The 11,786-nt window shown below is 68.0% G+C and carries 13 protein-coding genes and 1 riboswitch; of the genes, 9 read left to right on the top strand and 4 right to left on the bottom strand.

Going from position 1 to position 11,786, the window contains the following annotated elements:
• Together EV662_RS09995 and fabA are read right to left on the bottom strand one after the other, a co-directional pair.
• Complete coding sequence (locus tag EV662_RS09995) at window positions 1-477, bottom strand: YfbU family protein (protein ID WP_243695821.1); 477 nt, start codon at window positions 475-477, stop codon at window positions 1-3.
• A 41-nt stretch (window positions 478-518) separates the two neighbouring features.
• Entirely contained in the window at window positions 519-1,028 is a 510-nt protein-coding gene (gene fabA / locus EV662_RS09990) for a bifunctional 3-hydroxydecanoyl-ACP dehydratase/trans-2-decenoyl-ACP isomerase (RefSeq protein WP_132462016.1), read from the bottom strand.
• A 154-nt stretch (window positions 1,029-1,182) separates the two neighbouring features.
• Between fabA and irr the strand changes: the two genes are divergently transcribed.
• Window positions 1,183-1,626: a Fur family transcriptional regulator Irr gene (irr, locus tag EV662_RS09985; protein WP_132462015.1), complete on the top strand. Its 444-nt coding sequence runs from the start codon at window positions 1,183-1,185 to the stop codon at window positions 1,624-1,626.
• A gap of 6 nt (window positions 1,627-1,632) precedes the next feature.
• Here irr and EV662_RS09980 read toward each other — a convergent pair whose 3' ends face one another.
• Window positions 1,633-2,229, bottom strand: coding sequence for a DUF2238 domain-containing protein (locus EV662_RS09980; RefSeq protein WP_132462014.1), 597 nt, complete (start codon window positions 2,227-2,229; stop codon window positions 1,633-1,635).
• A gap of 10 nt (window positions 2,230-2,239) precedes the next feature.
• On the bottom strand, window positions 2,240-3,118 hold the full coding sequence (locus EV662_RS09975; protein WP_132462013.1) for a glycosyltransferase family protein: 879 nt from the start codon (window positions 3,116-3,118) through the stop codon (window positions 2,240-2,242).
• A 128-nt stretch (window positions 3,119-3,246) separates the two neighbouring features.
• Here EV662_RS09975 and miaB point away from each other — a divergent pair, with 128 nt between their 5' ends.
• The 8 genes from miaB to metK all read left to right on the top strand — a co-directional run bounded on the left by miaB (window position 3,247) and on the right by metK (window position 11,642).
• Complete coding sequence (gene miaB, locus EV662_RS09970; protein WP_132462012.1) at window positions 3,247-4,569, top strand: tRNA (N6-isopentenyl adenosine(37)-C2)-methylthiotransferase MiaB; 1,323 nt, start codon at window positions 3,247-3,249, stop codon at window positions 4,567-4,569.
• Between the two features lie 253 nt (window positions 4,570-4,822).
• Window positions 4,823-5,296: an NUDIX hydrolase gene (locus tag EV662_RS09965; RefSeq protein ID WP_132462011.1), complete on the top strand. Its 474-nt coding sequence runs from the start codon at window positions 4,823-4,825 to the stop codon at window positions 5,294-5,296.
• A gap of 159 nt (window positions 5,297-5,455) precedes the next feature.
• Window positions 5,456-6,472 carry a PhoH family protein gene (locus EV662_RS09960; protein ID WP_165915573.1) on the top strand — a complete coding sequence of 339 codons (1,017 nt, stop codon included), beginning with the start codon at window positions 5,456-5,458 and terminating at the stop codon, window positions 6,470-6,472.
• Between the two features lie 350 nt (window positions 6,473-6,822).
• Complete coding sequence (locus EV662_RS09955) at window positions 6,823-7,260, top strand: GFA family protein (RefSeq protein WP_132462009.1); 438 nt, start codon at window positions 6,823-6,825, stop codon at window positions 7,258-7,260.
• Between the two features lie 170 nt (window positions 7,261-7,430).
• The gene (gene ybeY / locus EV662_RS09950; protein WP_132462008.1) at window positions 7,431-7,931 is read left to right on the top strand and encodes an rRNA maturation RNase YbeY; all 501 of its coding nucleotides are present in this window, start codon (window positions 7,431-7,433) and stop codon (window positions 7,929-7,931) included.
• Between the two features lie 37 nt (window positions 7,932-7,968).
• The gene (locus tag EV662_RS09945; RefSeq protein ID WP_132462007.1) at window positions 7,969-8,859 is read left to right on the top strand and encodes a transporter associated domain-containing protein; all 891 of its coding nucleotides are present in this window, start codon (window positions 7,969-7,971) and stop codon (window positions 8,857-8,859) included.
• Between the two features lie 4 nt (window positions 8,860-8,863).
• Window positions 8,864-10,378, top strand: a complete 1,515-nt coding sequence (gene lnt, locus EV662_RS09940; RefSeq protein ID WP_132462006.1) for an apolipoprotein N-acyltransferase — start codon at window positions 8,864-8,866, stop codon at window positions 10,376-10,378.
• A 41-nt stretch (window positions 10,379-10,419) separates the two neighbouring features.
• Window positions 10,420-10,468: riboswitch (SAM-SAH riboswitch) on the top strand.
• A gap of 7 nt (window positions 10,469-10,475) precedes the next feature.
• Window positions 10,476-11,642: a methionine adenosyltransferase gene (metK, locus tag EV662_RS09935; RefSeq protein ID WP_132462005.1), complete on the top strand. Its 1,167-nt coding sequence runs from the start codon at window positions 10,476-10,478 to the stop codon at window positions 11,640-11,642.
• Window positions 11,643-11,786: the final 144 nt, after the last annotated feature.

Genomic DNA, 11,786 nt, shown 5'->3' with positions numbered 1-11,786 from the left:
TTATTCTCCCGCTAGTATCTTGAGTTGCTCTTCACTCATCAGTTTGTATTGAGCGCCAGCCAAAAGTTCTTCTTTGATCGGCGCGTATCGTTTAAGCATTGCCCGGTATCGGGGAAGTGAGCCTGCCGAGTGGGAGTTGCTGGCCGCATTGGGGATGTCCGTAAAACGGTCCAATTTGTTGACCAGCACTTGCGCTATTCCGTGATGTTCGTCGTTGTTCCCATCGAAGCCATCGAAATAGAGGTCGTTGAACAACTCCGGCTTCCCGAGTTCTTCGGCGCTGTTCTTGGCATGCCGCATCATCTCGAAAATCTTGACGGTTTCTGAAACGATAGGGTCTTTGGGGTGGTCTTCTTCATCGAACCATTGGTACTTCCACGAAAGAGCCCATTCGTCTCCATACGCTACCAGTTCGGCTACGAGATCGATGTCAACCCAGTAGCCCTCCTTTTTTTGGCTCGCGGTCAAGAGGACCATAAGCTTCTCAAAGTTCGACAATTTTCGCATTGTTTCCCTCGTCAGCTTTCGGACAGGGCGACCTTCATGTCGCGCACCTGGTAGATGGTTTCGCCATCGGCCTCGACCCGGCCATCGGCGACGCCCATGGTCAGCCGGCGGGTCTGCACGGCCTTGGTGAAATCCACGTGATAGGTCAGCATCTTGCGGTCGGGCCGCACCATGCCGGTCAGCTTCACCTCGCCCACGCCCAGCGCATAGCCGCGCCCCGGCCAGCCGCGCCAGCCCAGGTTGAACCCGGTCAGCTGCCACAGCCCGTCCAGGCCCAGGCAGCCCGGCATGATCGGGTTGCCGGGGAAGTGGCACGAAAAGAACCACAGGTCGGGGTGAATGTCGAATTCGGCCACCACGTGGCCCTTGCCATGCGGGCCGCCATCGGCGCTGATGTCGGTGATCCGGTCCATCATCAGCATCGGCGGTTCGGGCAATTGCGCGTTGCCGGGGCCGAACAGTTCGCCCCGTGCGCATTTCAAAAGGTCGTCCCGGTCAAAGCTCGTCGGGTAGTCGGTCATGCGGGCCTGGCCCCCTGCCTGCGGCGTTTCTCGCGTCCCGCCCCCTGTAACACCCGCCCTCAGCGAGTGGCAATAGTGCCCGGTTGCCGCGCCAAAGCGCCGCTGCAAGTCGGAATCATTTGAATTCTGAAACTCGGATGACCATATAGTACGCATGGCACAGCTCAATGATAATCCCACCCACCCGGACGCGGTCGACCGCAGCAGCCGCTGGCTGTCCAAGGCCGGCTTGCGCCCGACGCGCCAGCGCGTCAGCCTCGCCGCCCTTCTGATCGGCGACGGGCAGGATCGTCACGTCACGGCAGAAACCCTTTACGCCGCCTCCTGCGCGACCGGCGAAAAGGTGTCGCTTGCGACGGTCTACAACACGCTTCGGGCCTTCTGCGACGCGGGCCTGATGCAGGAAGTCATGGTCGACGGCACCAAGAGCTATTTCGACACGCGCGTCGACGACCACGCCCATTTCTTCTGGGAAGACGAAGGCCACCTGACCGACGCCCCCCATGGCTCGGTCGAGATCTCTCGCCTGCCGGAGGCCCCGGAAGGCGCCGAGATTTCCAAGGTCGACGTGGTCATCCGGCTGCGCAAGGTCTCCTGACCCGGCCTACCTGAACCGCCGCGAGAGCGCGATCATCGTCACGGCGATGATCGCGCCCGCCGCGTTGAACACCAGGTCCAGCGCGGTGTTGTAATAGCCCCCGACATTGGTATCGGGGAACACCAGCACCGCGATGAATTCGATGATCTCGTTCAGCGCGCCCAGCCCCATTGCCCCGAAGGCCGGATAGGTCAGCGCGGTCCAGCTGTCCGCGGTGCCGGGAAAATGGCGCACCATCAGGTGCCACAACAGCCAGGCCGTCACGCCGAACCCATAGGCATGCACCACCTGGTCGTATTTCAGGATCGTCATCTCGCCGCTGCCGACCAGCGGCCAGATCACCCAGGAATACAGCACGCTATCGCCCACCGGCACGCCGCCCCCCGCCATATGCGCCAGCCCCCACAGGCTGAGCGCCCAGAGAAGCCCCGTCGGGAACTCGGCCTTGCGCAGGCCCCGCGCCACCAGCGTGATCATCGCCAGCATCGTGGCGACGTACCAGACGAACTCGTAATTCCCGTTCGAAAAGAACCAGGCCGCGAAGCCCGCGATATAGGCCATGGTGAAAAAGAAAACCGCCCATTCCGCGCGCTTGATGCTCATGCCCGTCTCCTCAGAACCATTGCCCGGGCTCCATCAGCCCGAGATCCAGCAATTGCTGCGATGACCACGCGAACGGCACCGAGCCGCGCCACCTGAAATCCGCGATGTCGAAGGTCGACCCCGCGTTCGTCTTCAGCGCCTTGGCGGTGCGGAACGAACAGATCGCCGCCGTCAGGTTGTGGTGCCAGGGGCAGGCATAGGTGTTGTATTCCTCGTCGTCGAACAGGTGCTCTTCCAGCAGGTGCAGCCCGCGCCTGGCCCGGAACAGCCCGATCCGGTCGATCCTGCGGCGGTCCTTGGGGATATGTTCCTCGAACCGCCAGCGCAGCCCGCCGTGGAAATCCAGTTGCCGTTCCTTGGGGTGGCCATGGTTGGCCGGGTCGGGACGCGCCAGCGCGTAATAGCCCGACCGGTCGATCATTGCCGTCTCGCGCGAAACCGCGTCGGGGAACCGTTCCAGGTCGCCCGCGTACAGGTCGACCACATAGGTCAGCATCGCGTCGCGGCGTTCCTCGGCGTGAAAGGCCAGCATCTCGCCCACGGTCCGCGTCTCGCAGAAGGGGAAGAACAGGTATTCGGCGTTATAGCAGTAATACAGCCACAGCCCCGGCGCGGCCGCGATCACCCGGTTGACGGCGGCGGGCACGGCGCCGTCGCCCAGCGTGTCCAGCCGCACCCGGTGGACGCGGGCGGCGGTTTCGGCGTCCAGCTCCACCCCGTCGGGGGTGAACAGCACGATCGCGGCAAAGCCCAGCCCGGCGTGGTGGGCCACGGTGCTGTCGATCTCGGCCAGGTCCTCGACGAAGATCAGCGCGACGGGCCCCTGCGCCAGCGCCCCGCGCCCGCGTTTCAGGAAATCGTCCAGGCCGTCATACCGCTCTGGCGCCATGGGTTTGCCCCTGCTGCCCCTTGTCGTTGGCCCGCAGCGTCCGACAATCCCGCCCCCGATGCAAGCGTTGCGGGGCAGGGCGGGTTTCGTGTAGGAACCCGGCTCAGACCAGCCCCGGGAACCGCGCCATGACCACCCCCAAGAAGCTTTTCATCAAGACCTATGGCTGTCAGATGAACGTCTATGACAGCGAGCGCATGGCCGAGGCCCTGGGCGCGTCGGGTTACGTCACCACCGACACGCCCGAAACCGCCGACATGATCCTGCTGAACACCTGCCACATCCGCGAAAAGGCCGCCGAAAAGGTCTATTCGGAACTGGGGCGCCTCAAGGGGCTGAAATCCGCGAACCCGGACCTCAAGATCGGCGTGGCGGGCTGCGTCGCCCAGGCCGAGGGCGCGGAAATCCTGCGCCGCCAGCCGCTGGTCGACCTGGTGGTCGGCCCGCAAAGCTATCACCGCCTCCCCGAGATGGAGGCCAGGGCCCGGAGCGGCGAAAAGGCGCTGGATACCGATTTCCCCGAAGAGGACAAGTTCGACCGGCTGGGCGGCCGCCCCAAGGCCAGCCGCGGCCCCACCGCGTTCCTGACCGTGCAGGAAGGCTGCGACAAGTTCTGCGCCTTCTGCGTGGTGCCCTATACCCGCGGCGCCGAGGTCTCGCGCCCCGCCGCCCGCATCCTGGACGAGGCGCGCGAGCTGGTGGACCGGGGCGTGCGGGAACTCACGCTCCTGGGCCAGAACGTCAACGCCTATCATGGCGCGGGGCCGGACGGCACCTGGGGCCTGGCGCGCCTGATCCGGGAACTGGCGAAGATCGACGGGCTGGACCGGCTGCGCTATACCACATCGCACCCCAACGACATGGAAGACGACCTGATCGCCGCCCATGGCGATTGCCCGGAACTGATGCCCTACCTGCACCTGCCGGTGCAGTCGGGGTCCGACCGCATCCTCAAGGCGATGAACCGGAAACATACGGCCGAGCAATACCTGCGCCTGATCGAACGCATCCGCGCCGCCCGGCCCGACATCCTGCTGTCGGGCGATTTCATCGTGGGCTTTCCCGGCGAAACTGATGCCGATTTCGAGGACACCCTCGCGCTGGTGCGCGCCGTCGGCTACGGCCAGTGCTATTCCTTCAAGTATTCGCCCCGCCCCGGCACCCCCGCGGCCGAGCGTGACCAGGTCGACGAGGACGTGAAATCCGACCGCCTCGCCCGGCTTCAGGCCCTGTTGAACGCCCAGCAGGAAGAGGCGCAGCGCGCCATGGTCGGCCGCACCGTGGGCGTCTTGTTCGAGAAACCGGGCCGCATGCCGGGCCAGGTGGTGGGCAAGTCCGACCACTTGCAGGCCGTCCATGTCGAGGCGGGCACCGACTGGCTGGGCCGGATCGCACCCGTCGAGATCATCGCCGCGGCGCCGAATTCTCTGGCCGGCCGCCTCGCCACCTGAGGCGGGGTCTGCATCCGGCGCCGCCCGCGCGGGCGAAACCGCCCCGCGGCCCGCGTTTTGCGCCGGAAACGGGACAATTTTAACCGATTGCAAGGAATTTCGCCGTCTCATGGCGCCGGCCGCGGCGTGCTCTCTTGAAAATCCCGCGTACCCCTCCACGTCGGGCCGCATGCCACGTCCGGGGGGACGGACGGGCGCGACGCGGCATGAGGCGAACGAAAACCCCGGCGGGTGCCGGGCGGGCAGGGCGGACATGGCAGGAAACGGGAACGGCAAGACCGGCGCGCAGATCGCGGCCTTGCCGGTGCAATGGGACGGCAAGGGCGCGCTAAGGGTGCTGATGGTCACCTCGCGCGGGACGGGGCGCTGGGTCATGCCCAAGGGCTGGCGCATCGACGCCGACCGCCCGTGGGAAACCGCCCGCATCGAGGCCCTGGAAGAGGCCGGCGCCGTGGGCCAGGTCGGCACCGACCCGATCGGCACCTACCGCTATGACAAGCTGCTGGATGACGGCACCTCGGTGCCCTGCGAGGTGGTGGTGTTCCCGATGCTGGTCGACCGGCTGAAACGCGACTGGAAAGAGCGGCGCGCGCGCAAGCGGCGCTGGTTCAAGGCGCGTGCCGCCGCCCGCCGCGTGGACGAACCCGACCTGGCCGCGCTGCTGCGCCGGCTGGCCGACAAGCCCCGCAAACAGCCCGAACTGCGCGCCCTGAAAAAGGGCGCCTGAGACGGGGGCGCGCGTGCCGGGCCTGCCCGCGCGATGGCCCCGCCGGGGACGGCGCGGGTGAATTTTGTATCAATTCGCGAAAACCGCGCAGCTATTGCTTGCGGTTTCAAGGACCGGTTGGCACCATATCTGTGCGAGCATGAACGAAGGGAGTCGTTCTTGGGAATCAGTGCCCTGACCCCGCCCACGGACTCGGACACCGTTCACGAGACCCGTCTCGAATTCCCCGACAATCGCCTGCTGATCGACCTCTGCGGTGAATTCGACCGAAATCTCGCGCAGATCGAACACAAGCTGGGCGTTCACATCCTGCGCCGGGGCAACCTGCTGGCCGTGGTGGGCGAGGGCGCGGCGCGGGGCCAGGCCGCGGTGGTGCTGCAACAGCTTTACGGCCGGCTCGAGTCCGGCAAGGGCGTGGATGCGGGCGATATCGACGGCGCGATCCGGCTGGGCGATTCCGGCGACGGCACCGGCAGCCACCCGGGCGACCAGCTGGAGATGTTCCAGGGCGGGCGCGTCGAAATCCACACCCGCAAGAAGCTGATCGAACCCCGCACCGAGGCGCAAAAGGCCTATGTCCGCGCGCTTTACGAAAACGAGCTGGCCTTCGGCATCGGGCCCGCGGGCACCGGCAAGACCTATCTCGCGGTCGCGGTCGCGGTGAACATGTTCATCGGCGGCCATGTCGACCGGATCATCCTGTCCCGCCCCGCGGTCGAGGCGGGCGAACGCCTGGGCTTCCTGCCCGGCGACATGAAGGACAAGGTCGATCCCTACATGCAGCCGCTTTACGACGCGCTGAACGATTTCCTGCCGGGCAAGCAGGTCGCCAAGCTGATCGAGGAAAAGCGCATCGAGATCGCGCCGCTGGCGTTCATGCGGGGCCGGACGCTGGCCAATGCCTTCGTGGTGCTGGACGAGGCACAGAACGCCACCACCATGCAGATGAAGATGTTCCTGACCCGCCTCGGCGAAGGCTCGCGCATGGTGATCACCGGCGACCGGTCCCAGGTCGACCTGCCGCGCGGCGTGGCCAGCGGGCTGGCCGATGCCGAGCGCCTGCTGACCGGGATCGAGAAGATCTCGTTCAACTATTTCACCTCCAAGGATGTCGTGCGCCATCCGCTGGTGGCGAAGATCATCGAGGCCTACGACGCCGACGGGGCACAGAGCTAGGCGCGGGCGGGACGGGCGCGGCAGCAGGGGCGGTGCCGGTCATTCGGGTTTCGCCTTGGCTGCGCCAAGGCGACCAGCCGGGGGCGCCGCCCCCGGACCCCCGGGATACTTGGAGCCAGTAGAAGGCAGGCGGGGGTTTCCCCTGCGCGACCGCGCGCGCCATATCGAATGGGCCGGTATCCGGCGCCGGGTGGTCTGGTTTTCGGCAGAAGAGCGATCGCCTCCGCCTCACCGCAGACCAAAGTCCAGATCGACGGTTCGGTCATCCCGGGCGTATCTTTGGCCATCCCGGGCAGGAGGAGCCCGGGCCACCGGGCGGCGGCCCGCCGCCCGCGCGAGGGAGAAAAGCGATGTCTCACAGATATGTCGGGGGCTGCGAACATGTGCGCACCTGGTCCGACCACGACCCGATCGACAACCACACCTGCCACTGTTCGGTCTGCAAGCGCGTCACCGGCCAGCCCACCACCCATGTGGTGTTCTTCAAGCATGGCGACCTGCACGGCGTGAACGAGCACAACATGAACCGCCAGCCGTTCAACAGCGAAAACCCCGACGGCCCGCTGGAACTGTGCACCTGCAAGACCTGCGGCGCGCCGATCATGCTGGACGACAAGCAGCACCGCATCCGGGTGATTGTGCCCAACCTGATGGGCTATCCGCCCGCGGGGATGCCGGCGACCTATCACGCCTTCTACGATCCCAAGACCGGCGTGCCCAAGCCGGCCGACGGCCGCCCGGTGCACGAGGGGCTGCGCCCGGATTTCGTCTGGCCCCAGGCGTCCTGATCGCCGGGACGCCCCAGGAACGGTTCCGCGCGACCCCTTGCCGACCTTGGGTCGCCTGCCTACGCGACCCGGGCGCGGAACCCGGGTCCGCGGGATTCTTCGGTCCCGCGGACCCCTCTGGACGCGTCGCCCCCTTACGCGTGGCGCCGATCCCGGCTAGACCCCGGCCCATGAGTGTCGAGATTCTGTTCGAGGATACCCGCTGGGAGGCGGCCGGGCTGGCCCCGCTGGCCGAGGCCGCCTGCGATGCCGCGCTTGCCCATCACGGGCTGGACCCCGAAACCTGCGAGATCAGCCTGCTGGCCTGCGACGATGCCCGCATCGCCACGCTGAACGCCGAGTTCCGCGGCAAGCCCGCCGCCACCAACGTGCTGTCCTGGCCGGCCGAGGACCTGGCCCCCGAGGCCGACGGCGCCGCGCCCGGCACCCCCACGCCGCCGCCCCCCGGCATGGCGCTGGAACTGGGCGACATCGCCATCGCCTATGACACCTGCGCGCGCGAGGCCGCGGCGCAGGGCATCGCCCTTAACGACCACGTTACCCATCTTGTGCTACATGGATGCCTGCACCTGTTGGGTTACGATCACATCCGTCCGCAAGATGCCGCCCGCATGGAGACGCTCGAGGTGGAACTACTTGCCAAACTCGGGGTGGCTGACCCATATGGCTGAACACGGGCGCCGTGCCCGCGCATTTTGGTAAGGATTGATGGGCGACGAGACCGACGGGTCGTCTAGCGCCGCGCAGGGCGCGCAAGACACCGAAACACTTGAGAACCGGGGCATTCTGGGCCGGTTCGTGGCCGCCTTCATGCCCGCGACAGGCGATTCGTCCGATGACGACGTCGAAGCGGGCGCCGCCAGTGGCGCGGCGCGGTCGCAACTGCCCCTGGGCATCGGCAATCTCAGCCGGCTGCGGGTCGAGGACGTGGCCGTTCCCAAGGCCGAGATCGAGGCCGTTCCGCTGGATATCGACAAGGACGAGCTGGTGCGCGTGTTCCGCGAATCGGGGCTGACGCGGCTTCCGGTCTATGACGGCACGCTGGACACGCCGGTGGGCCTGATCCACCTCAAGGATTTCGCGCTGCGCCACGGCTTCAACGGCAAGGGCACGCCCTTCGTGCTCAAGGAGATGGTGCGCCCGCTGCTGTACGCCCCCCCCTCGATGCCGATCGGCGTGCTGTTGCAGAAGATGCAAAGCCAGCGGATGCACATGGCCCTGGTGATCGACGAATATGGCGGGGTCGACGGGCTGGTGACGATCGAGGACCTGATCGAACAGGTCGTGGGCGAGATCGAGGACGAGCACGACGTCGACGAGGGCGCCCTGTGGACGGTGGAAAAGCCCGGCGTCTACCTTGCCCAGGCGCGCGCGCCGCTCGACGCCTTCGAGGCCGAGATCGGCCTGCGCCTGGTCGAGGGCGAGGACGAGGAAGAGGTCGACACGCTGGGCGGGCTGGTGTTCATGATGACCGGGCGGGTGCCCACGCGGGGCGAGGTGATCCGCCACGAAACCGGCGCCGAGTTCGAGGTGATCGACGCCGACCCCCGGCGGATCAAGCGGTTGCGCGTGCGCGCGCCCGCCGCGGGGGCCAACTGACCCGATGACCGCGCGCCTGCCCCGTTTCCCGCAGGCGCTGGCGCGCAGGCCGGTGGCCGCTTTCGGGCTGGGCCTGCTGGTGGCGCTGGGCCAGACGCCCTTCGGGCTGTGGCCGGTGGCGCTGGCGGGGCTGGCCGGGCTGACCTGGCTGGTGGCGCGCGCGCCGGGCCCGCGGGCGGCGGCGCTCGCGGCCTGGGCGGGCGGGGCGGGGCAGTTCGCGCTGGCGCTGTCCTGGATCGTCGAACCTTTCCTGGTGGATATCCGCACCCATGGCTGGATGGCGCCCTTCGCGCTGGTGTTCATGGCGGGGGGGCTTGCGCTGTTCTGGGGGGCGGCGGGCGCGTTCGCGGGCTGGGCCGGGCGCGGGCCGCGCGGCCGGGCGCTGGCCTTCGCGCTGGCGCTGCCGGCGGCGGAGCTGGCGCGCGGCTACGTGCTGACGGGGTTTCCCTGGGCGCTGCCGGGGCATATCTGGATCGGCGCGCCGCAGATGCAACTGGCCGCGCTGACCGGGCAGACCGGGCTGACGCTTCTGGCGACGCTGTCCGCCGCGCTGCCTCTGATCCTGCCCATCGGGCCGGGGCGGGCGCTGGGTGCGACCCTCGCCGCGCTGCTGGTCACCGGGACGGGGCTGTGGGGGGCGCTCAGGCTCGACGCGCCGATGCCCGCCGACCCCGACCCGCCGCAGATCCGGCTGGTGCAACCCAACGCCGCCCAGCACCTGAAATGGCGCCGCGACATGATCCCGGTGTTCTGGGAACGCCAGCTGGCCTTCACCGCCGCGCCGTCCGACCCCGCGCCCGACCTGATCGTCTGGCCCGAAACCGCGGTGCCCTACCTGTTGAACCGCGCGGGCGGCGCGCCGGCCCTGATCGCCGAGCAGGCGGGCGGCGTGCCGGTGATGCTGGGCATCCAGCGCAGCGAGGGGCCGCGCACCTTCAACAGCCTCGCGGTGCTGGGGCCGGGCGGCGCGGTCACGCATCTCTATGACAAGCACCACCTGGTCCCTTTCGGCGAATACATCCCCTTCGGCGGGGTGCTGGGGCGGCTGGGTTTTCGCGGGCTGGCGGCGCGCGACAGCTTTGGCTATGCTGCAGGGCCGGGGCCGGTTGTGCTGGATCTCGGGCCGCGGCTGGGCGCCGCGCTGCCGCTGATCTGCTACGAGGCGGTGTTCCCGCAGGATTTGCGCGTGGACAGGCGGCCGCGCTGGATCGCGCAGATCACCAACGACGCGTGGTTCGGCGAACGCTCGGGGCCGTTCCAGCACCTCGCGCTGGCGCGGCTCAGGGCGGTGGAACAGGGGCTGCCGCTGCTGCGCGCGGCCAATACGGGCGTCTCGGCGGTGATCGACGCGCGCGGGCGGATCACCCACAGCCTGCCCCTGAACACCGCCGGCCACCTGACCGCGCCGCTGCCCGCCGCGCTGCCGCCCACGGTCTATGCGCGGACGGGCGACGGGCCGGGCGCGCTGGGGCTGGCGGCGGCACTGGCCGTCTTGGTCGCAGCCCGGCGCCGGAAATAGCGATTGATTCCCCCCGGGCACGGGCGTAAGCGGGGTCGGTCGAACCGCCACAACGGCTTCCTGGCGTGGCGGGGATTTCACAACGGAGCGCTATTCCATGACCCGCCAGAACTATCTCTTCACCTCCGAATCCGTTTCGGAGGGCCACCCCGACAAGGTCTGCGACCGGATTTCCGATGCGATCCTCGACGCCTTCCTCGCCGAGGAGGCGAACGCCCGCGTCGCCTGCGAAACCTTCGCGACCACCGGCATGGTGGTGATCGGCGGCGAGGTCGGTCTTTCGGATCGCGACCGGCTCAGGAACTACATGGGCCGCATCGGCGAGATCGCCCGCGACTGCATCCGCGACATCGGCTATGAACAGGACAAGTTCCACTGGAACACCTGCCACGTGCTGAACTTCCTGCACGAGCAATCCGCCCATATCGCGCAAGGGGTGGACCGCGACGGGGCGGGCGACCAGGGGATCATGTTCGGCTTTGCCACCGACGAGACGCCGGAACTGATGCCCGCGCCGATCCAGTATTCCCACGCCATCCTGCGCCGCCTGGCCGAGGTGCGCAAATCCGGCAAGGAACCGACCCTGCGCCCCGATGCCAAGTCGCAGCTGACCGTGCGCTACGAGGGCGGCAAGCCGGTGGCGGTCGACTCGATCGTGCTGTCGACCCAGCATGAAAGCGAAAGCCAGACCTCGGACGACATCCGCCAGATCGTGGAACCCTATATCCGCGAGGTCCTGCCCGAGGGCTGGCTGCACGACAAGACCGAGTGGCACGTGAACCCCACCGGCACCTTCGTGATCGGGGGCCCGGACGGCGACGCGGGGCTGACGGGGCGCAAGATCATCGTCGATACCTATGGCGGCGCGGCCCCCCATGGCGGCGGCGCGTTCTCCGGCAAGGACCCGACCAAGGTGGACCGCTCGGCGGCCTATGCCGCGCGGTATCTTGCCAAGAACGTGGTCGCGGCGGGGCTGGCGAAGAAATGCACGCTGCAGCTGTCCTATGCGATCGGCGTGGCCAAGCCGCTGTCGATCTATGTCGACAGCTACGGCACCGGCGAGGTGCCCGACGAGGTGATCGAGAAGGCGGTGGCCCAGGTGATGGACCTGACGCCGCGCGGCATCCGCGAGCACCTGACCCTGAACCGGCCGATCTATGCCCGGACGGCGGCCTATGGCCATTTCGGCCGCGCCCCCGAGGCCGATGGCGGGTTCAGCTGGGAACGCACCGACCTGGCCGCGGAGCTGAAGGCCGCGATCTGAGGGATTGCGCCGGGCTGACGCCCGTCGCCCGGGGGGGCGCGCGCCTTGCGGCGCGCGCCCCCTTTTCACGTTGCGCCCCGTCCGCCCCGGCGTGCCACTGTCGGCCGAGGCTTGACCCGCGCGCGGCCGGGGCCTATGGCCGCG

Origin of the sequence: Rhodovulum marinum, from assembly GCF_004343075.1 — a bacterium.
In the GTDB taxonomy this organism is placed as follows: domain Bacteria; phylum Pseudomonadota; class Alphaproteobacteria; order Rhodobacterales; family Rhodobacteraceae; genus Rhodovulum; species Rhodovulum marinum.
This window is presented reverse-complemented; position numbering and strand designations above follow the sequence as displayed.

Bases quoted from the DNA above. Each gene is read 5' to 3' on its own strand.
- EV662_RS09995 (WP_243695821.1), bottom strand. From the start codon at position 477: ATGGTCCTCTTGACCGCGAGCCAAAAAAAGGAGGGCTACTGGGTTGAC.
- fabA (WP_132462016.1), bottom strand. From the start codon at position 1,028: ATGACCGACTACCCGACGAGCTTTGACCGGGACGACCTTTTGAAATGC.
- irr (WP_132462015.1), top strand. From the start codon at position 1,183: ATGGCACAGCTCAATGATAATCCCACCCACCCGGACGCGGTCGACCGC.
- EV662_RS09980 (WP_132462014.1), bottom strand. From the start codon at position 2,229: ATGAGCATCAAGCGCGCGGAATGGGCGGTTTTCTTTTTCACCATGGCC.
- EV662_RS09975 (WP_132462013.1), bottom strand. From the start codon at position 3,118: ATGGCGCCAGAGCGGTATGACGGCCTGGACGATTTCCTGAAACGCGGG.
- miaB (WP_132462012.1), top strand. From the start codon at position 3,247: ATGACCACCCCCAAGAAGCTTTTCATCAAGACCTATGGCTGTCAGATG.
- EV662_RS09965 (WP_132462011.1), top strand. From the start codon at position 4,823: ATGGCAGGAAACGGGAACGGCAAGACCGGCGCGCAGATCGCGGCCTTG.
- EV662_RS09955 (WP_132462009.1), top strand. From the start codon at position 6,823: ATGTCTCACAGATATGTCGGGGGCTGCGAACATGTGCGCACCTGGTCC.
- ybeY (WP_132462008.1), top strand. From the start codon at position 7,431: ATGAGTGTCGAGATTCTGTTCGAGGATACCCGCTGGGAGGCGGCCGGG.
- EV662_RS09945 (WP_132462007.1), top strand. From the start codon at position 7,969: ATGGGCGACGAGACCGACGGGTCGTCTAGCGCCGCGCAGGGCGCGCAA.
- lnt (WP_132462006.1), top strand. From the start codon at position 8,864: ATGACCGCGCGCCTGCCCCGTTTCCCGCAGGCGCTGGCGCGCAGGCCG.
- metK (WP_132462005.1), top strand. From the start codon at position 10,476: ATGACCCGCCAGAACTATCTCTTCACCTCCGAATCCGTTTCGGAGGGC.